The 18,540-nt window shown below is 65.2% G+C and carries 12 protein-coding genes, 2 tRNA genes, 3 rRNA genes and 1 pseudogene; 11 read left to right on the top strand and 7 right to left on the bottom strand.

Going from position 1 to position 18,540, the window contains the following annotated elements; translation table 11 throughout:
• Nucleotides 1–434: 434 nt before the first annotated feature.
• The 6 genes from rarD to TMZ1T_RS17800 all read right to left on the bottom strand — a co-directional run bounded on the left by rarD (nucleotide 435) and on the right by TMZ1T_RS17800 (nucleotide 4,698).
• On the bottom strand, nucleotides 435–1,313 hold the full coding sequence (gene rarD / locus TMZ1T_RS17825; protein WP_040829419.1) for an EamA family transporter RarD: 879 nt from the start codon (nucleotides 1,311–1,313) through the stop codon (nucleotides 435–437).
• A 200-nt stretch (nucleotides 1,314–1,513) separates the two neighbouring features.
• Nucleotides 1,514–2,383 carry a class I SAM-dependent methyltransferase gene (locus TMZ1T_RS17820; protein ID WP_012586059.1) on the bottom strand — a complete coding sequence of 290 codons (870 nt, stop codon included), beginning with the start codon at nucleotides 2,381–2,383 and terminating at the stop codon, nucleotides 1,514–1,516.
• Nucleotides 2,384–2,408: 25 nt separating this feature from the next.
• On the bottom strand, nucleotides 2,409–2,996 hold the full coding sequence (locus tag TMZ1T_RS17815; protein WP_004321682.1) for a YqiA/YcfP family alpha/beta fold hydrolase: 588 nt from the start codon (nucleotides 2,994–2,996) through the stop codon (nucleotides 2,409–2,411).
• Between the two features lie 13 nt (nucleotides 2,997–3,009).
• Complete coding sequence (locus tag TMZ1T_RS17810; protein WP_004321679.1) at nucleotides 3,010–3,834, bottom strand: undecaprenyl-diphosphate phosphatase; 825 nt, start codon at nucleotides 3,832–3,834, stop codon at nucleotides 3,010–3,012.
• Nucleotides 3,835–3,924: 90 nt separating this feature from the next.
• Nucleotides 3,925–4,179 (bottom strand): YkgJ family cysteine cluster protein, encoded by a 255-nt coding sequence (locus tag TMZ1T_RS17805; protein WP_004321677.1) that lies wholly within the window; start codon nucleotides 4,177–4,179, stop codon nucleotides 3,925–3,927.
• 3 nt (nucleotides 4,180–4,182) lie between these two features.
• The gene (locus TMZ1T_RS17800) at nucleotides 4,183–4,698 is read right to left on the bottom strand and encodes a DUF2478 domain-containing protein (protein WP_004321676.1); all 516 of its coding nucleotides are present in this window, start codon (nucleotides 4,696–4,698) and stop codon (nucleotides 4,183–4,185) included.
• A gap of 203 nt (nucleotides 4,699–4,901) precedes the next feature.
• Here TMZ1T_RS17800 and hrpA point away from each other — a divergent pair.
• Nucleotides 4,902–9,108: pseudogene (hrpA, locus tag TMZ1T_RS17795) on the top strand (ATP-dependent RNA helicase HrpA).
• 79 nt (nucleotides 9,109–9,187) lie between these two features.
• Here the strand turns inward: hrpA and TMZ1T_RS17790 are convergent.
• The gene (locus tag TMZ1T_RS17790; RefSeq protein WP_004321671.1) at nucleotides 9,188–9,520 is read right to left on the bottom strand and encodes a hypothetical protein; all 333 of its coding nucleotides are present in this window, start codon (nucleotides 9,518–9,520) and stop codon (nucleotides 9,188–9,190) included.
• A gap of 238 nt (nucleotides 9,521–9,758) precedes the next feature.
• Between TMZ1T_RS17790 and rpsF the strand changes: the two genes are divergently transcribed.
• The 10 genes from rpsF to rrf all read left to right on the top strand — a co-directional run bounded on the left by rpsF (nucleotide 9,759) and on the right by rrf (nucleotide 18,486).
• Complete coding sequence (rpsF, locus tag TMZ1T_RS17785) at nucleotides 9,759–10,145, top strand: 30S ribosomal protein S6 (protein WP_004321668.1); 387 nt, start codon at nucleotides 9,759–9,761, stop codon at nucleotides 10,143–10,145.
• A gap of 43 nt (nucleotides 10,146–10,188) precedes the next feature.
• A complete protein-coding gene (priB, locus tag TMZ1T_RS17780; protein WP_231570744.1) occupies nucleotides 10,189–10,461 on the top strand; it encodes a primosomal replication protein N in 273 nt (90 codons plus the stop codon).
• 2 nt (nucleotides 10,462–10,463) lie between these two features.
• The gene (gene rpsR, locus TMZ1T_RS17775; protein WP_002933051.1) at nucleotides 10,464–10,739 is read left to right on the top strand and encodes a 30S ribosomal protein S18; all 276 of its coding nucleotides are present in this window, start codon (nucleotides 10,464–10,466) and stop codon (nucleotides 10,737–10,739) included.
• Nucleotides 10,740–10,754: 15 nt separating this feature from the next.
• Nucleotides 10,755–11,204, top strand: a complete 450-nt coding sequence (gene rplI, locus TMZ1T_RS17770; RefSeq protein WP_004321663.1) for a 50S ribosomal protein L9 — start codon at nucleotides 10,755–10,757, stop codon at nucleotides 11,202–11,204.
• 141 nt (nucleotides 11,205–11,345) lie between these two features.
• A complete protein-coding gene (gene dnaB, locus TMZ1T_RS17765) occupies nucleotides 11,346–12,746 on the top strand; it encodes a replicative DNA helicase (RefSeq protein ID WP_040829426.1) in 1,401 nt (466 codons plus the stop codon).
• 548 nt (nucleotides 12,747–13,294) lie between these two features.
• A 16S ribosomal RNA gene (locus TMZ1T_RS17760) occupies nucleotides 13,295–14,833 on the top strand.
• A 71-nt stretch (nucleotides 14,834–14,904) separates the two neighbouring features.
• A tRNA-Ile gene (locus tag TMZ1T_RS17755) sits at nucleotides 14,905–14,981 on the top strand.
• Nucleotides 14,982–15,003: 22 nt separating this feature from the next.
• Nucleotides 15,004–15,079 (top strand) — tRNA-Ala (locus TMZ1T_RS17750).
• 289 nt (nucleotides 15,080–15,368) lie between these two features.
• Nucleotides 15,369–18,255, top strand: a 23S ribosomal RNA gene (locus TMZ1T_RS17745).
• Between the two features lie 117 nt (nucleotides 18,256–18,372).
• A 5S ribosomal RNA gene (rrf, locus tag TMZ1T_RS17740) occupies nucleotides 18,373–18,486 on the top strand.
• Together the 16S, 23S and 5S rRNA genes with 2 tRNA genes alongside form the textbook arrangement of a ribosomal RNA operon.
• The last annotated feature ends 54 nt before the right edge of the window (nucleotides 18,487–18,540 follow it).

The raw sequence follows: 18,540 nt of genomic DNA, 5'->3' as shown, positions 1-18,540 counted from the left end.
GTGCGGCTCCAGTGCGGTGCGGTTCGGCGTCGGCGTGGTTCGGAGTCGGTGCGGCTTCGATTCGGCCGCGGGGCCGGGGTGGCGGGGGCCGCCTGCACTCGCGGCCCCTCGCTGCGCTCGGGGCTTCCCGCGGTGGAGGACGCCGCGGGGGCGGCGACGCAAACTCGTCGCTGCGCGCCTCGGACATGCGTCGCCTTGTTTCCCCGGCGACGCCCTCCACCTCGGCGCTCCTGAAGTTGGCCCCCGCCATCCCCTGCCCCGCGGCCTCGCGCATTCGGGGCCGATCGCGCCGGCAGCGAGCCGTGGCACCGGGGTGCGCCGTAGGAGCGACGCAAGTCGCGATCCTGGCGGGGATGCGACCGCCGACGCTGCCATTGGGTGCCCCGTCGATCGGCGAGGCCGTCACCCGACGCGGCTGGCGCGCACCGCTTCCGTCAGCGGGCTCGCCGCGCCGTCCGCCGCCCGGCCCTGACCATGTCCGCGGAATACACCGCGAGCGCGAGCCAGATGAGCGCGAAGCCGACGAGCTGGGTGGTGTCGAAGGGCTCGCGGAAGAGCAGCACCGCGACCAGGAAATTGAGGCTGGGCGCGATGTACTGCAGGAAGCCGACCGTGGCCAGCGGCAGGCGGCGGGCGCCGACCGCGAACAGCATCAGCGGGATCGCGGTGATCACGCCGGTGAGCGGCAGCAGCCATTCGGCCGGGTTGCCGCTGCCGAAGGCGAGGCTGCCCTGGGCGTGCAGCCACAGCAGCCAGGCGAGCGCGAGGGGCGCGACGACGAGCGTCTCGATGAAGAGTCCGCCCACGGCGTCCACCGGGGCGCGCTTGCGCAGCAGGCCGTAGAGGCCGAAGGTGCCGGCGAGGAAGAGCGGGATCCACGGCAGGCTGCCGAGCTGCCAGACCCGCCAGGCCACGCCGGCGCAGGCGATGCCCACCGCGGCGGCCTGCAGCGGGCGCAGGCGTTCGCCGAGGAAGATCGCGCCGAGCGCCACGCTGACCAGCGGGTTGATGAAGTAGCCGAGGCTGGCCTCGAGCAGGCGCCCGGCGTCGATCGCCCAGATGAAGACCAGCCAGTTGCTGCTGGTGAGCAGCGAGGTGAGCGCGAGCAGGGCGAGCAGGCGGGGCTGCCGCAGCACGGCGCCCACGCGTTCGAAGCCGCCGGTGAAGCGCAGCGTGGCCAGCATCAGCGCGAGCAGCAGCGCCGACCACAGCACGCGGTGGGCGACGATCTCGAAGGGCGGCACGCTGCCGAGGGCGCGGAAGTAGAGCGGCGCCAGACCCCAGGTCACGAAGGCGGCGAGGGCGGCGAACATGCCCTGGCGCACGGCGCGGGTGTCGCCTTCGACTGCGGAAGCGGGGAGTGCCGCGGTCGGTGCGCGGGTTTGGAAGCGGGACAAGTCGGGATCCGGACGGGGCAGGGGGTGGAAGGAGGAAGGCGGGGGCGCCGGGAAATCGGCAGCGGGCCGCAGTGCGGCCCCCGGCCGCGCGGGCGGCAGGGCTCGGCCCGGGGGGGTCAGCCCGGCCGGCGGGCGCTCGCCACCAGGGTCAGGGCCGGCACCAGGAAGCCGCCGCGGCCGTCGTCGCAGCGGTGATCGGCGAGGTCGTCCGCGACCGCCGCGCGCAGGTCCGCCTGGATGGGCTCGGGCAGGCGGCCGAGCGCCTCCGCGGCACCGCCGGCGAGGTCGAGGAAGGCCTGCCAGTAGGCTTCGGCGTCGGCGAAGTGGCAGGAGAAGGTGCAGGGGCGGATGTCGATGTCGTCGAAGCCGGCCGCCGCGAGCGTGGCGGACAGCACTTCCGCCTCGCCGTAGCGGAACACCGAGGGGCGCGACACCTTGGGCGGCGGCAGCAGGCGGGCGATGGTGTCCTGAGCGCGGTGGATCAGCGGCACGGACTCGCGCACGCCCCACACCGACAGTGCCACCCGTCCGCCGGGCATGAGCACGCGGTGCATTTCGGCGAGCGCGCGCTCGGGGTGCGGGAAGATGAACAGCGCCAGCCCGGCGAGCACGCGGTCCATGCTGGCGTCGGCGAGGCACAGCTGTTCGGCGTCGGCGGCGGCGAAGCACGGAGCGTCGGCGTGTTCGCCGCAGCGACGCGCGCCTTCGGCGAGCATGCCCTCGGCGATGTCGGTGGCGAGCACGCTGCCGCCGGGGGCGACGCGCAGCGCGGCCTGGCCGGCGAGCAGGCCGGGGCCGCTGGCGAGGTCGAGCACGCGCTGGCCGGGGGCGAGCGCGGCGGCCTCGAGCAGGGCTTCGGCGAGTTCGGCGCGCAGGTGGGCGCCTTCGGCGTAGCGCGCGGCGATGCGGTTGAAGCCGGCGCGCTCCATGGCCTTGAAGCGGCGGGCATCGAAGCCGGGTTGGGCGGGATCGGTGGGACGGCTCATCGGCGGCACTCCGTGTTCGGTCGGGTCAGGGGCGGGTATCGCCCAGCCCCGCATAGGCGAGCACCTCGTCCAGGTAGTCGTTCCAGCGCGAGAAGCCATGGTCGCCGCCTTCGAGCACGGTCTGGCGGGCACCAGCGTACTTGTCCACCGCGTGGCGGTAGTCGAGCACCTCGTCGCCGGTCTCCACCAGCAGCCAGAAGCGCTCCGGCCGGGTGATCGTCGGCACCTCGATCGCGCGCAGCTCGTCGATGTGGCCGCGGGTGAATTCGAAGCGCTCGCCGGTGTAGAGGTTGTCCTGCACGCCGACATAGGCCTCGAGCGAGAGCGGCGCGACCACGGCCGGATTGATCAGCACCGCGCGCAGGTCGTGGCGCTCGGCGAGCCAGGTGGCGTAGTAGCCACCGAGCGAGCTGCCGACCACGGTGGGCTCGAGGCCGGCGGCGCGGATGCGCGCGATCTCCGTTTCGGCGAGCGCGATCGCGGCGCGCGGCGACACCGGCAGCTGCGCGCACCAGAAGCGTTCGGCCAGGCCGCGCTCGACCATGCGTTCCTTCAGGGCGCGCGCCTTGATCGACGCCGGGGCGGAACGGAAGCCGTGCAGGTAGAGGATCATCGTGCTGCCTCGATCATGGCTCGGACCACTCGACCCAGCCGAAGTACCAGGTGGCGAGCACGAAGATGCCGAAGACGATGCGGTACCAGGCGAAGGCGACGAAGGTGTGGTTGGAGATGAACTTGATGAAGCTCTTCACCGCCCACATCGCGGCGACGAAGGAGGCGATGAAGCCGACCGCGAACACCGGCAGGTCTTCCACCCGCAGCAGCGCCCAGTTCTTGTACAGGTCGTAGGCGGTGGCGGCGAACATGGTCGGGATCGCCAGGAAGAAGGAGAACTCCGCCGCCGTCTTGCGCGACAGGCCGAAGATGACGCCGCCCATGATGGTCGCGCCCGAGCGCGAAGTGCCCGGGATCATCGCCAGCGCCTGGGCGAAGCCCACCTTGAGCGCGTCTGTCCAGCGCAGTTCATCCACCGAATTCAGGCGCGGGTGGTAGGCGCGCTTTTCCACGTAGAGGATGATCAGGCCGCCGACCACCAGCGCGGTGGCCACCGTGATCGGGTTGAACAGCAGGCCCTTGATGGTGGAGTGGAACATCAGCCCGAGCACCGCCGCGGGCAGGAAGCCGATGAACAGCAGCCCGACGAAGCGCTGCGCGCTCGGTTCGGTGGTGATCCCGCTCGCGACCTTGATCAGGCGCTCGCGATAGTCCCAGCACACGGCGAGGATGGCGGCGAGCTGGATGACGATCTTGAACACCTTGCTGGTGTCGTCGTTGTAGCCGAGCAGGTCGCCCAGGATGATGAGGTGGCCGGTGGAGGACACCGGGAGGAATTCGGTCAGGCCTTCGACGATGCCGAGGACGAGCGCGACGAGGAGGAGGGAGAGGTCCATGCGGCCGGGCTGGAAGTGGGGGAAGGGTGGAGGGATCGGAGGCCGGATTATAGCCGGCGGGATGTTGCACTGCGGGGTAGGTTTGCCCGCTCAGGTCGCCGTCATCGCTTCGAGGGTGGCGAGAAAAAGCAGGGCATGCTCGCGGTCGGTGCCGCACATCTCGGCGCCGGGGCGCAGGCTGGCGCACACCGCCGGCCGACGCGGGTCGCCGAACAGGCGGCAGTGCCCGGCCTCGTCGAGCTGCGCGCAGCGCACACCCGCGGGTTTGCCGTGCGGCATGCCGGGGATGGGCGAGGAGATCGAGGGCGCGATGCAGCAGGCGGCGCAGCCGGGGCGGCAGTCCATGCCTCAGCCTGCCCGTGGCGCCGACCACCAGGCGAGGATGGCGTCGAGCGTGGGTTCGAGCAGCACGCCCTCGCCGCCGGTGAATTCCTTCCACTCGGGGAGGAAGCGCTCGCCTACCGCCGTGAGCAGGGGTACGCCGGCCACGACCGTCTCGGCCATTTCGTCGCGCAGGCCGGCGCCCGACACTTCCTGCGCGCCGAACTTGTTGATGATGACCAGCTCGACGCCGCGCTCGATCGCGCCGCGCACCGCCATCGAGCCTTGCGCGAGCGCGTCCGGGTCGACCCGGCAGGAGATCGAGCCGCGGCCGAGCTCCTGCGACAGCGGGATGCTCTCGCCGGTCTCCAGGTTCTCGAGCTGCATCGCGCAGGGGTCCTCGATCACCGTGGCGATGTCGTGCTGCAGCACGCCGCCCAGGCGCACGCCACGCTCGCCCAGGGCGCGCGCGGCGCGGGCGAGCAGAGCCTCGATGTTGTCGGTGGGCTTGTAGACGACGGCGGCGATGGCGTGTGCGGGCATGGTCGGGCTCGGCGGGCGGCTCGTTCGTGGATGGGCCTCATTGTCGCACTGCGGCGCCAACAAGGCGAAGATGCGGGAGATAATGCGCGGCTCGACGAAGCCGAAACGGATCCATGAGGGCTGAACACAAGGGCGCGCGCCGCCCGTCCGCGCTGCCGAACTTCGATGACTGTCTGAGCGGCGACCGCCCGCGCCTGCGCCGCATGGCGCGCGACCTCTCCCACCCGTCACGCGCGGACGAGCGCGCCACGGCGCAGCGCCTGCGCCTGCGGGCGGACTTCGATGCCCTGCTCGAACGCTCGCGCGCCGCGCTGCGCGCACGCCGCGCCGCCTTGCCCGTGCCGGACTTCCCGCCCGAGCTGCCAGTGTCCGGGCGCCGCGACGAGATCGCCACGGCCCTCGCCGCCCACCAGGTCATCATCGTGTGCGGCGAGACCGGCTCGGGCAAGACCACCCAGCTGCCGAAGATCGCGATGACGCTCGGCCGCGGCGTCGCCGGCCTCATCGGCCACACCCAGCCGCGTCGCCTGGCCGCACGCGCCACCGCGAGCCGCATCGCGCAGGAGCTCAAGAGCCCGCTCGGCGAGGTCGTGGGCTACAAGATCCGCTTCACCGACAAGACCGGCGAGCGCAGCCACGTCAAGCTGATGACCGACGGCATTCTGCTCGCCGAGACCCAGACCGACCCGCTGCTCGCCGCCTACGACACGCTGATCATCGACGAGGCGCACGAGCGCAGCCTCAACATCGATTTCCTGCTCGGCTACCTGAAGACCCTGCTGCCACGCCGGCCGGATCTGAAGGTGGTGGTGACCTCGGCGACGCTGGATGCCGAGCGTTTCGCCCGGCACTTTGCCGATGCCGCGGGCAAGCCGGCGCCGGTGATCGAGGTGTCGGGCCGGTTGTATCCGATCGAGATGCGCTACCGGCCGGTGGAGAGCGAGGAGATTGACCCCGCCGCGGCCGCGCGCAGCGCCGCCAAGGGTGGCAGGGAGGCCGCCAAGGACAGGAGCCGCGACCTCATGGACGCGCTGGTCGATGCGGTCGACGAGGCCCAGCGCTGCGGCCCGGGTGACGTGCTGGTTTTCCTGCCCGGCGAGCGCGAGATCCGCGAGGCCGCCGAGGCGCTGCGCAAGGCGCACCACCTGCCCGGCACCGAGATCCTGCCGCTGTTCGCGCGCCAGTCGGCGCAGGAGCAAGCGCGCGTGTTCTCGGCCTCCAACGGCCGCCGGGTGGTGCTGTCGACCAACGTCGCCGAGACCTCGCTGACCGTGCCGGGCATCCGCTACGTGGTCGACACCGGACTCGCGCGCATCAAGCGCTACTCGCCGCGCAACAAGGTCGAGCAGCTGCAGGTCGAGAAGATCGCCCGGTCGGCCGCGCAGCAGCGCGCCGGGCGCTGCGGTCGTGTCATGGACGGCATCTGCATCCGCCTCTACGACGAGGACGACTTCAACCGCCGCCCGGCGCACACCGATCCCGAGATCCTGCGGTCGTCGCTCGCCGGCGTGATCCTGCGCATGAAGGCCCTGAAGCTCGGCGCGGTGGAGGACTTCCCCTTCATCGACGCGCCCGGCGCGCGCCTGATCGGCGACGGCTACGCGCTGCTGGCCGAGTTGGGCGCGGTCAGCGACGACGATGAACGCAAGCTCACCCCGACCGGCGTCGAGCTCGCCAAGCTGCCGCTCGACCCGCGCATCGGCCGCATGATCCTGGCCGCGCGCGACCGTGGCGCGCTCGCCGAGTTGCTGGTGATCGCCGCCGCGCTGTCGGTGCAGGACCCGCGCGAGCGCCCGCAGGACAGCCCGGGTGCCGCCGACCAGGCGCACGCCAGGTTCCGCGGCGGGGAGCAGGATCAGAAGTCCGAGTTCCTGTGGTACTGGCACCTGTGGAAGGCCTGGGACGAGGTCCAGCGCCACGAGTCCTCCAGCAAGCAGAAGGCCTGGTGCAAGAAGCACTTCCTCAACTACATGCGCATGCGCGAGTGGCGCGATGTGTTCGCCCAGCTCCACACCCTGTGCGCCGAGCACGGCTGGAAGGAGAACGAACAGCCGGCGAACTACGAGGCGATCCACAAGGCGCTGCTCGCCGGGCTGCTCGGCAACATCGGCTGCAAGGTCGAGGATGCCTCGGGGCCGCAGGCCGGCGCCTACCTCGGCGCGCGCGGGATCAAGTTCTGGCCGCACCCGGGCTCCGCGCTGGCGAAGAAGGCCGGAAAGTGGATCATGGCCGCCGAGCAGGTCGAGACCAGCCGCTTGTTCGGGCGCTGCATCGCGCGCATCGAGCCGGAGTGGGTGGAGGAGGTCGGCGGCCACCTGATCAAGCGCCAGGTGTTCGAGCCGCACTGGTCGAAGGCGTCCGGCGCGGTGCGCGCCTGGGAGCGCGGCACGCTGTACGGACTGGTGATCTATCCGCGCCGCGGCGTGGCCTATCGCGACATCGACCCCGCGCTGTGCCGCGAGCTCTTCATCCGCGAGGGCCTGGTGCAGGGCGAGATCGCCGAGGGGCCGGCGCGCGCGATGGCCTTCCTCGCCCATAACCAGCGCCTGGTGGCGGAGATCGAGCGCCTCGAGCACAAGTCGCGCCGCCCCGACGTGCTGGTGGACGAGACCCTGATCGAGGCCTTCTACGACAGCAAGCTCCCCGCGGAGGTCTGCGACCTGGCGGGGCTGGAGGCGTGGCGCAAGCCGGCGGAGAAGGCCGAGCCCAAGCTGCTGCATCTGTCGCGCGAGCAACTGATGCGCCACGACGCGGAAGGGGTGACCACCGACCGTTTCCCGCCGACGCTGGAGGTGCTCGGGCAGAAGTTGAAGCTCGCCTATCTGCACCAGCCTGGCGAGGCCGACGACGGCGTGACGCTCGCGGTGCCGCTGGCGATGCTCAACCAGATCCCCGCCAACCGCTGCGAGTGGCTGGTGCCGGGACTGCTCGAAGAGAAGGTTGCGGCGCTGATGAAGACCGTGCCGCAGAAGCACCGCCACCGCCTGCAGCCGGTGGCCGAGAGCGCGGCGGCCTTCATGGCGGTCTTCGAGGCCGGCGAGTTCGACACCGACGAGCCGCTGCTGAAGATGCTGCAACGCTTCGTGGAGGAGCGCGTGCAGTTGAAGCTGCCGCTGGAGAGCTTCCGCCCGGAGAACCTGAAGCCGCACTGCTTCATGAACTTCCGCGTGATCGACGAGCACGGCCGCTTGATGGGGCAGTCGCGCAACCTGATGGAGCTGCGTGCGCGCTTCCGCGAGCAGGTGGCGGCGCGCTTCTCGGCGGCGAAGATCGGCGGCGCGCTCGCGGGGGCGCTGTCGGTGGTGGGCGTCGGGGGCGCGGGTGGTGGCCAAGGCGTCGGTGCCGGCGGAGCGGGCGTCAGCGCGCGGGGGGCCGGATCCGACGCCGTTGCGGGCGAGGTCGCCGGCCGTGCGCGCTCCGGCGCGGATGCGCGTGATGCCGCGGCGGATGTGGGTGGCCGTGCCGGGGCGGGGCAGCCGGGGGGCAAAGGGAGCGGCAAGGCGGCGGGCGACCCGGCAGGCCGGAGCGCTGCGCCTGCCGAACTCCCGGCGCCGGTGCTGTCCGGCTTCACTGCGTGGACTTTCGGCGCCCTGCCCGAGTTGCTCGAGGTGCGCGTCGCCGGCCGTGAGGTGATCGGTTTTCCTGCGCTGCACGACGATGGCGACAGCGTCTCGTTACGCCCCCACGACACGCCCGAGGAGGCGTCGCGCGTGCATCGCCGCGGCCTCGCCCGCCTGTTCGCGCTCAACCTCAAGGATCAGGTGCGCGCGGTCGAGCGTCTGCCCGGCTTGCGCGAGCTCGCGCTGCAGTACATGGGCTTCGGCACCGAGGCCGAGCTGAAGGCGCGCCTGATCGAGGCGACGCTGGGCCGCTGCTGCCTGCTCGAGCCTTTGCCTACGGATGCCGACGCGTTCGCGAAGCGCTGCGCCGAGGCCAAGTCGCGGGTGAGCCTGGTTGCGCAGGAGTTCATGCGCCTGACCGGCCAGCTGCTGGTCGAGCATGCGGCGCTGCAGAAGCGCCTGTCCGGGCTGAAGACCTTTCCCGAGGTGGTGGCCGATATCCAGGGCCAGCTCGGTGCGCTGCTGCCGAAGGACTTCCTCGTCGCCTTCGAGTGGGACAAGCTGGCGCACTTCGCACGCTATCTCAAGGGTGCCGCGGTGCGGCTCGACAAACTCCGCAACAATCCGGCGCGCGACGCCCCAGGCCATGGCGGAGTGGAAGCAGCTCGCCCAGGCCTGGGAGCGCGAGCGCCTCGCCCGCCGGCGCGCGGGCGTGGAAGATCCGGCGCTGGAAGAGTTCCGCTGGCTGCTGGAGGAGTTGCGCGTGGGCTTGTACGCGCAGGAGCTTAGGACGCCGATGCCGGTGTCGGTGAAGCGTCTGCAGAAGATCTGGGAGAGCCGGCCGCGCTGAGTCGCGCGACCGGCTCGGCCGGGCGTGCCGTCAGGGGAGTGAGGCCGCGCCCTGCGAACGGGGATGGAGCGGGGGGTGTTCAGCGCAGCGGGATCACCAGCGGCGGGATATCCACGCCGATGACCACGGCGGGCGAGCGGCTGTAGCTGTAAGAGCGGTAGGGGCGCTCGTAGTAGTGGTTGTGGATCTCCGCCTCGCGGTAGTAGCGCGGGCGTTCACGGATGATGACCTTCTCGCGATACACCGTGCGCTCGTCCCAGTGGCGGCGATGATCGTGCTTGTAGTGGTGCTTGTGGTGGCCCCAGCGCGGGCCGCGGTCGTCCCGGTCGGCGTAGGCGGCAGGCGCGGCAGCGGCGAGGACGCTGCCGCAGAGCAGGGCGGTGGCGATCTTGCGGGTCAGGGTCGTGTTCATGGTCTGCCTCGTTCGATTTCTTCGTTGCAGGGCAGGGCCCCGGTGATCCGGATACTAGGCGAGGCGGACGCCACGAGGCAGTCGCAGAGTGTAAGCGGGCTTTTGCAACCGCGCTCCCGACTTCCGGGCTTCTTCAGTGTCTTTGATTTTCCGGGTTTTCTTGTTAGACTGGCGAGCTTCCCTTGCTCCACCGGACCGCATGCCGGGGGGCTGCAACAACCAACCGCAAGGAGTTTGCATGCGACATTATGAAATCGTCTTCATCGTGCACCCGGACCAGTCCGAGCAGGTGCCGGCGATGGTCGAGCGCTACAAGTCCATCGTGACCACCCGCAACGGCCAGATCCACCGCCTGGAAGACTGGGGGCGCCGCCAGATGGCCTACCCGATCCAAAAGGTGCACAAGGCCCACTACGTGCTGATGAACATCGAGTGCGACGGCGAGACGCTGGCCGAACTCGAGCACTCGTTCAAGTTCAACGACGCCGTGCTGCGTCACCTCACCATCAAGATGAAGAAGGCCGTCACCACGCCTTCGCCGATGATGAAGGAAGAGAAGTCGCGCTCGATGAACATCGGTGCCGACGACGCCAAGCCGGCCGACAGCGAAGCCGCTGCCGCCTGAGTTGCCTGAGCCGGGTCTGAACGAACTGCGCCTCGATGCGCGCGTGGCCGAAGTGCTGCCGCTGCGTCGAACCCCTGCCGGAATACCGGTCGCCAGCTGTGTGCTGGCGCACGAATCGAAACAAGTCGAAGCGGGCCTGACCCGCGAGGTTTCGGTGGAAGTGCAGGCGGTGGCGCTGGGCGATCTGGCGGCGGTGCTGGCTGTGGCGGTTCCCGGGAGTGCGCTGCGCGCCACCGGATTCCTCGCCGCGAAGAGCCTGCGCAGCCGAACTCCGGTTCTGCACCTGAACACTATCGAATTTCTCGAAGGAAACTGAAAATGGCCTTCAAGCCCAAATCCAAGTTCAAGAAGAAGGACGATCGCGGCGGTCGTGGTCTGTTCAAGCGTCGCAAGTTCTGCCGCTTCACCGCGGAGAAGATCGAGGAAGTCGACTACAAGGATGTGGACATCCTCAAGGACTTCATCACCGAAAACGCCAAGATCATGCCGGCGCGCATCACCGGCACCAAGGCGGGTTACCAGCGTCAGCTGTCGGTCGCGGTCAAGCGCGCCCGCTTCCTGGCCCTGATGCCTTACACCGACCTGCACCAGTAAGAGGAGAACGAACCCATGCAGATCATTCTTCTCGAGAAAGTCGTGAACCTCGGTGGTCTCGGCGACGTCGTCAAGGTCAAGGACGGCTACGCCCGCAACTTCCTGATCCCGCAGGGCAAGGCGAAGCGCGCGACCCAGGCCAATCTGGCCGAGTTCGAAGCGCGTCGTGCCGAGCTCGAGCGCGTCCAGGCCGAAAAGCTGGCTGCGGCCCAGGAGCTGGCGGGCAAGCTCGAAGGCGTCAGCGTCGAAGTTGCTCGCAAGGCGGGCATGGACGGCCGTCTGTTCGGCTCGGTCGGCAATGCCGACATCTCCGAGGCGCTCGCCGCCAAGGGCTTCGACATCGAGCGTTCCGCCATCCGCATGCCGGACGGCCCGCTCAAGCAGGTCGGCGAGACCCAGCTCGAAGTGTCGCTGCACGCCGACGTGCTCGCGAACATCACCGTCGTGGTGGCTGCCGAGCAGTAATCGCGATCTGTACGTGCATCACGAAGAGGGCTGCCGCTGGCAGCCCTTTTTGTTTCCTGCGCCCCTGCGGCGCGTTCCCTTCGCCAACGTCTCGCGGTCCGGCTCGCTACAATGTGCGGTCCGGCCCCGATGGTGCATCCGATGAGTTCCGCGTCTTCCCGTTTCTCCGATTTCTCCGCCGATCCGCAGCTCGCGCAGATCAAGCTGCCGCCGCACTCGCTGGAGGCCGAGCAGTCGCTGATCGGCGGCATCCTGCTCGACAACCAGGCTTGGGAGCGTGTCGCCGACCTGGTGAACGAGGCCGATTTCTATCGCGACGACCACCGCCGCATCTACCGCCACATCACCAAGCTGATCGACCAGGGGCGTCCGGCGGATGCGGTCACCGTGTTCGAGTCGCTGGAGAAGAACGGCGAGGCCGAGCAGGCCGGCGGTCTCGCCTACATCGCCGAGCTCGCCAACAACACGCCGTCGGCGGCGAACATCCGGCGCTACGCAGAGATCGTCCGCGAGCGCGCGATCCTGCGCAAGCTCGTGGCGGTGGGAGACGAGATCGCTGCCAGTGCGCTCAGTCCGTCGGGCAAGGACGCCAAGGCGCTGCTCGACGAGGCCGAGGCCAAGGTCTTCGAGATCGCCGAGGCCGGCGCGCGCCACGCCAGCGGTTTCGTCTCGATCCAGCCAATCCTCAAGCAGGTCGTGGATCGCGTGCAGGAACTCTACGATCGCGACAACCCCTCCGAGGTCACCGGCGTGCCGACCGGCCTGGTCGACCTCGACGAGAAGACCTCCGGCCTGCAGCCGTCCGACATGATCATCGTCGCCGGCCGTCCGGCGATGGGCAAGACCACCTTCGCGCTCAACCTTGCCGAGCACATCGCGATCGAGCAGCGCCTGCCGGTTGCGATCTTCTCGATGGAGATGCCGGGCACGCAGCTCGCGACTCGCTTCATCTCCTCGGTGGGTCGCATCGACATGCAGAAGATCCGCAGTGGACGCCTGACCGACGACGACTGGCAGCGTCTGACCATGGCGATGGGCAAGCTCTACGATGCGCCGCTCTACATCGACGAGACGCCCGGCCTCAACCCGATCGACCTGCGCGCCCGTGCGCGTCGCCTGGCGCGCCAGTGCGGCAGGCTCGGTCTGATCGTGATCGACTACCTGCAGCTGATGAGCGGCACGCGCGAGGGCGACAACCGTGCCTCCGAGCTGTCCGAGATCTCGCGTTCGGTAAAGTCGCTGGCCAAGGAGTTGAACGTGCCGATCATGGCGCTTTCCCAGCTCAACCGCAGCCTCGAGCAGCGTCCCAACAAGCGCCCGGTGATGTCCGATCTGCGCGAGTCCGGTGCCATCGAGCAGGACGCGGACATCATCATGTTCATCTATCGCGACGAGGTCTACAACCCCGATTCGCCCGACAAGGGGACGGCCGAACTGATCATCGGCAAGCATCGTAACGGTCCCACCGGCACCGTGCGCCTCACCTTCATCGGGGAGAATACGCGCTTCGAGAACTACGCCGCCGCCCCCGGCATGTACTGAGCCCTATCGCAGGATGGTCGCGATTTTGCGGTTTGCGCAGGAAGGTCGGCGGTCGTCACCAAGCGATTGTTCCTGCGTCGGGCCCTGCGGGAGGCCCGTAGAGACGCTGGCGCCAGAGGTGTGGTGTGCTCGGTGATCGGTCCCGGGGTCCCGTCGGCGTTGCTCGCATGCTTCCATCGGAATCTTTGTTGTTTTTTCTTGACGTCAGGATTTGGTTGTCTATAATGCGCACCTCTTCCAGCGCAGCGGTGCTTGAGTGCAGGCGCAGCGGGGCGGGAAGGGAGAGGCAGTCGGGTGTTGCGGGTCTTGTTGTTCCGTGTTTTTGGCGGGGCGGCGCAAAAAAAGATTCGCGAGATGCTTGACAGGGCGATGTAGGTTCTACATAATCTCGCTTCTTCGCTGCGGCAACGCAGCGATTCTTTAAAAACTTGGACAACCGATAAGTGTGGGTGCTTGGTTGTTGTGGTCGGCGACTTTGGTCGCACAGGTATCACAATGATTGGTGCTCATGCTGATGTAAGTCAGTATTTTGAGTACTTTGCTGGATTGAACTTAAGAGTTTGATCCTGGCTCAGATTGAACGCTGGCGGCATGCTTTACACATGCAAGTCGAACGGCAGCGGGGGCTTCGGCCTGCCGGCGAGTGGCGAACGGGTGAGTAATGCATCGGAACGTGCCCATGTCGTGGGGGATAACGTAGCGAAAGCTACGCTAATACCGCATACGCCCTGAGGGGGAAAGCGGGGGATTCTTCGGAACCTCGCGCGATTGGAGCGGCCGATGTCGGATTAGCTAGTAGGTGAGGTAAAGGCTCACCTAGGCGACGATCCGTAGCGGGTCTGAGAGGATGATCCGCCACACTGGGACTGAGACACGGCCCAGACTCCTACGGGAGGCAGCAGTGGGGAATTTTGGACAATGGGCGCAAGCCTGATCCAGCCATGCCGCGTGAGTGAAGAAGGCCTTCGGGTTGTAAAGCTCTTTCGGCCGGGAAGAAATCGTGGTCTCTAACATAGGCCATGGATGACGGTACCGGACTAAGAAGCACCGGCTAACTACGTGCCAGCAGCCGCGGTAATACGTAGGGTGCGAGCGTTAATCGGAATTACTGGGCGTAAAGCGTGCGCAGGCGGTTTTGTAAGACAGATGTGAAATCCCCGGGCTTAACCTGGGAACTGCGTTTGTGACTGCAAGGCTAGAGTACGGCAGAGGGGGGTGGAATTCCTGGTGTAGCAGTGAAATGCGTAGAGATCAGGAGGAACACCGATGGCGAAGGCAGCCCCCTGGGCCTGTACTGACGCTCATGCACGAAAGCGTGGGGAGCAAACAGGATTAGATACCCTGGTAGTCCACGCCCTAAACGATGTCGACTAGTCGTTCGGAGCAGCAATGCACTGAGTGACGCAGCTAACGCGTGAAGTCGACCGCCTGGGGAGTACGGCCGCAAGGTTAAAACTCAAAGGAATTGACGGGGACCCGCACAAGCGGTGGATGATGTGGATTAATTCGATGCAACGCGAAAAACCTTACCTACCCTTGACATGTCTGGAACCTTGCTGAGAGGCGAGGGTGCCTTCGGGAGCCAGAACACAGGTGCTGCATGGCTGTCGTCAGCTCGTGTCGTGAGATGTTGGGTTAAGTCCCGCAACGAGCGCAACCCTTGTCACTAGTTGCCATCATTTGGTTGGGCACTCTAGTGAGACTGCCGGTGACAAACCGGAGGAAGGTGGGGATGACGTCAAGTCCTCATGGCCCTTATGGGTAGGGCTTCACACGTCATACAATGGTCGGTACAGAGGGTTGCCAAGCCGCGAGGTGGAGCCAATCCCTTAAAGCCGATCGTAGTCCGGATCGTAGTCTGCAACTCGACTACGTGAAGTCGGAATCGCTAGTAATCGCAGATCAGCATGCTGCGGTGAATACGTTCCCGGGTCTTGTACACACCGCCCGTCACACCATGGGAGTGGGTTTCACCAGAAGTAGGTAGCTTAACCTTCGGGAGGGCGCTTACCACGGTGAGATTCATGACTGGGGTGAAGTCGTAACAAGGTAGCCGTATCGGAAGGTGCGGCTGGATCACCTCCTTTCAAGAGATCAGGCCATGATGGCCAAGTATCCACAACTTATCGGTTGTTCAGGCGAGAAGAGCCTCGGATGAGGGTCTGTAGCTCAGCTGGTTAGAGCACCGTCTTGATAAGGCGGGGGTCGTTGGTTCGAACCCAACCAGACCCACCAATCAAGGGTTGCTCGAGACAGGGGGGCTGTAGCTCAGCTGGGAGAGCGGCGGCTTTGCAAGCCGTAGGTCGTCGGTTCGATCCCGACCAGCTCCACCAGGACTGTCCAAGCAACAGGTTCGAGAAGTAAGAGATGTCGATGGCGCTCGAAGATCGTGGCGTCGTCATCTCTTACTTCTTGGTCGGCAGCTTCGGCTGTCGCGCGTAGAGGTTTGCTCTTTAACAAAGTGGAAGAAGTGTAGTACGTACCGAGCCGGTGCGTACTGCAAGTTGTGTGATTGCATCGATCCAGGCTGAGCTTGTCAGCGCAGGCTGGATCGCACAAACGAGTTCGTTCCTGTACGCGGGCCTTCGGGATGGCAACATCGAAGAGGGTCCAAGGTTATAGGATCAAGCGACTAAGTGCATGTGGTGGATGCCTTGGCGATCACAGGCGATGAAGGACGTGTAAGCCTGCGAAAAGCGTGGGGGAGCTGGCAATAGAGCATTGATCCCACGATGTCCGAATGGGGAAACCCGGCCCGCAAGGGTCATCTCACACTGAATACATAGGTGTGTAGAGGCGAACCGAGCGAACTGAAACATCTAAGTAGCTCGAGGAAAAGAAATCAACCGAGATTCCGTAAGTAGTGGCGAGCGAACACGGAAGAGCCTGCACGACTAAACCATCAGCTTAGCAAAACGGTCTGGAAAGTCCGACGATACAGGGTGATAGTCCCGTATGCGAAAAGCCGGTGGCGGGTCTGAGCGTGCGACAAGTAGGGCGGGACACGAGAAATCCTGTCTGAAGATGGGGGGACCATCCTCCAAGGCTAAATACTCGTGATCGACCGATAGTGAACCAGTACCGTGAGGGAAAGGCGAAAAGAACCCCGGGAGGGGAGTGAAATAGATCCTGAAACCGCATGCATACAAACAGTGGGAGCCTCGAAAGGGGTGACTGCGTACCTTTTGTATAATGGGTCAGCGACTTACGTTCAGTTGCGAGCTTAACCGAATAGGGGAGGCGTAGCGAAAGCGAGTCTGATAAGGGCGTCAGAGTAGCTGGGCGTAGACCCGAAACCGGATGATCTATCCATGGCCAGGATGAAGGTGCCGTAACAGGTACTGGAGGTCCGAACCCACTAACGTTGAAAAGTTAGGGGATGAGCTGTGGATAGGGGTGAAAGGCTAAACAAATCCGGAAATAGCTGGTTCTCCCCGAAAACTATTTAGGTAGTGCGTCGTACGGACACTTGCGGGGGTAGAGCACTGTAATCGTTGGGGGGGTCATTGCGATCTACCCCGCGATAGCAAACTCCGAATACCGCAAAGTGATATACGGCAGACAGACATCGGGTGCTAACGTCCGGTGTCAAGAGGGAAACAACCCAGACCGCCAGCTAAGGTCCCAAATGCATGGCTAAGTGGCAAACGAGGTGGGAAGGCATAGACAGCTAGGAGGTTGGCTTAGAAGCAGCCATCCTTTAAAGAAAGCGTAATAGCTCACTAGTCGAGTCGTCCTGCGCGGAAGATGTAACGGGGCTCAAGCCATGAACCGAAGCTGCGGATGTGTCTTTGACACGTGGTAGGGGAGCGTTCCGTAAGCCTGCGAAGGTGTCTCGTAAGGGATGCTGGAGGTATCGGAAGTGCGAATGCTGACATGAGTAGCGATAAAGGGTGTGAAAAGCACCCTCGCCGTAAGCCCAAGGTTTCCTGCGCAACGTTCATCGGCGCAGGGTGAGTCGGCCCCTAAGGCGAGGCAGAAATGCGTAGTCGATGGGAAACAGGTCAATATTCCTGTACCGCTCTTAGATGCGATGGGGGGACGGAGAAGGTTAGCTCGGCCATCTGTTGGAATAGGTGGTTTAAGCGTGTAGTCGTGCCGCGTAGGCAAATCCGCGTGGCTTAGATGAGGCGTGATGACGAGGATCCTCGGATCCGAAGCGAGTGATACCCAGCTTCCAGGAAAAGCCTCTAAGCTTCAGTCTAAGAGTGACCGTACCGCAAACCGACACAGGTGGGCTGGTAGAGAATACCAAGGCGCTTGAGAGAACTCAGGAGAAGGAACTCGGCAAATTGATACCGTAACTTCGGGAGAAGGTATGCCCCTGGTACGTGAAGGCCCTCGCGGCCGGAGCGGAACGGGGTCGCAGAGAATCGGTGGCTGCGACTGTTTATTAAAAACACAGCACTCTGCAAACACGAAAGTGGACGTATAGGGTGTGACGCCTGCCCGGTGCCGGAAGGTTAAGTGATGGGGTGCAAGCTCTTGATCGAAGCCCCGGTAAACGGCGGCCGTAACTATAACGGTCCTAAGGTAGCGAAATTCCTTGTCGGGTAAGTTCCGACCTGCACGAATGGCGTAACGATGGCCACACTGTCTCCTCCTGAGACTCAGCGAAGTTGAAATGTTTGTGAAGATGCAATCTCCCCGCGGCTAGACGGAAAGACCCCATGAACCTTTACTGTAGCTTTGCATTGGACTTTGACGGGACTTGTGTAGGATAGGTGGGAGGCTTTGAAACCGGGACGCCAGTTCCGGTGGAGCCAACCTTGAAATACCACCCTGGTGTCGTCGAGGTTCTAACCCAGGCCTGTGAATCCAGGTCGGGGACCGTGCATGGTGGGCAGTTTGACTGGGGCGGTCTCCTCCCAAAAGGTAACGGAGGAGTACGAAGGTCACCTAGGTACGGTCGGACATCGTACTGATAGTGCAATGGCAAAAGGTGGCTTGACTGCGAGACCCACAAGTCGAGCAGGTGCGAAAGCAGGTCATAGTGATCCGGTGGTTCTGTATGGAAGGGCCATCGCTCAACGGATAAAAGGTACTCTGGGGATAACAGGCTGATTCCGCCCAAGAGTTCACATCGACGGCGGAGTTTGGCACCTCGATGTCGGCTCATCACATCCTGGGGCTGTAGCCGGTCCCAAGGGTATGGCTGTTCGCCATTTAAAGTGGTACGTGAGCTGGGTTTAAAACGTCGTGAGACAGTTTGGTCCCTATCTGCCGTGGGCGCTGGAAGTTTGAGAGGGCCTGCTCCTAGTACGAGAGGACCGGAGTGGACGCACCCCTGGTGTACCGGTTGTGACGCCAGTCGCATCGCCGGGTAGCTATGTGCGGAAGAGATAACCGCTGAAAGCATCTAAGCGGGAAACTCGCCTCAAGATGAGACTTCCCCGGGGCCTCGAGCCCCCTGAAGGGTCGTTGAAGACCACAACGTTGATAGGCCGGGTGTGTAAGCGTGGCAACACGTTCAGCTAACCGGTACTAATTGCCCGTGTGGCTTGATCCTATAACCTTCAAAACAAAACGAACTCAACCCACTGGTTGCCAAAACAACGTAACCAGACAATCACACAACACTTCTTCCTAACTTTGGCCTGCAAACCACGCAGGCAACAAGTCAAAGTCTGACGACCATAGCTGTGTGGAACCACCCCTTCCCTTCCCGAACAGGACCGTGAAACGCACATGCGCCGATGATAGTGAGGTCCGCCCTCGTGAAAGTAGGTCATCGTCAGACTAACCACACCAACACAACGCCCCACGCACACATCCGTGCCTGGGGCGTCGTGCT

The sequence above is a fragment of the Thauera aminoaromatica genome, from assembly GCF_000021765.1.
In the GTDB taxonomy this organism is placed as follows: Bacteria; Pseudomonadota; Gammaproteobacteria; order Burkholderiales; family Rhodocyclaceae; genus Thauera; species Thauera aminoaromatica.
Note: the sequence above shows the minus strand (reverse complement) of the source record. Positions and strands in the feature narration are given on the sequence as shown.

Excerpts from the sequence above, each read along its gene's own strand:
- rarD (WP_040829419.1), bottom strand. The coding sequence starts at position 1,313 with ATGTTCGCCGCCCTCGCCGCCTTCGTGACCTGGGGTCTGGCGCCGCTC.
- TMZ1T_RS17820 (WP_012586059.1), bottom strand. The coding sequence starts at position 2,383 with ATGAGCCGTCCCACCGATCCCGCCCAACCCGGCTTCGATGCCCGCCGC.
- TMZ1T_RS17815 (WP_004321682.1), bottom strand. The coding sequence starts at position 2,996 with ATGATCCTCTACCTGCACGGCTTCCGTTCCGCCCCGGCGTCGATCAAG.
- TMZ1T_RS17810 (WP_004321679.1), bottom strand. The coding sequence starts at position 3,834 with ATGGACCTCTCCCTCCTCCTCGTCGCGCTCGTCCTCGGCATCGTCGAA.
- TMZ1T_RS17805 (WP_004321677.1), bottom strand. The coding sequence starts at position 4,179 with ATGGACTGCCGCCCCGGCTGCGCCGCCTGCTGCATCGCGCCCTCGATC.
- TMZ1T_RS17800 (WP_004321676.1), bottom strand. The coding sequence starts at position 4,698 with ATGCCCGCACACGCCATCGCCGCCGTCGTCTACAAGCCCACCGACAAC.
- TMZ1T_RS17790 (WP_004321671.1), bottom strand. The coding sequence starts at position 9,520 with ATGAACACGACCCTGACCCGCAAGATCGCCACCGCCCTGCTCTGCGGC.
- rpsF (WP_004321668.1), top strand. The coding sequence starts at position 9,759 with ATGCGACATTATGAAATCGTCTTCATCGTGCACCCGGACCAGTCCGAG.
- rpsR (WP_002933051.1), top strand. The coding sequence starts at position 10,464 with ATGGCCTTCAAGCCCAAATCCAAGTTCAAGAAGAAGGACGATCGCGGC.
- rplI (WP_004321663.1), top strand. The coding sequence starts at position 10,755 with ATGCAGATCATTCTTCTCGAGAAAGTCGTGAACCTCGGTGGTCTCGGC.
- dnaB (WP_040829426.1), top strand. The coding sequence starts at position 11,346 with ATGAGTTCCGCGTCTTCCCGTTTCTCCGATTTCTCCGCCGATCCGCAG.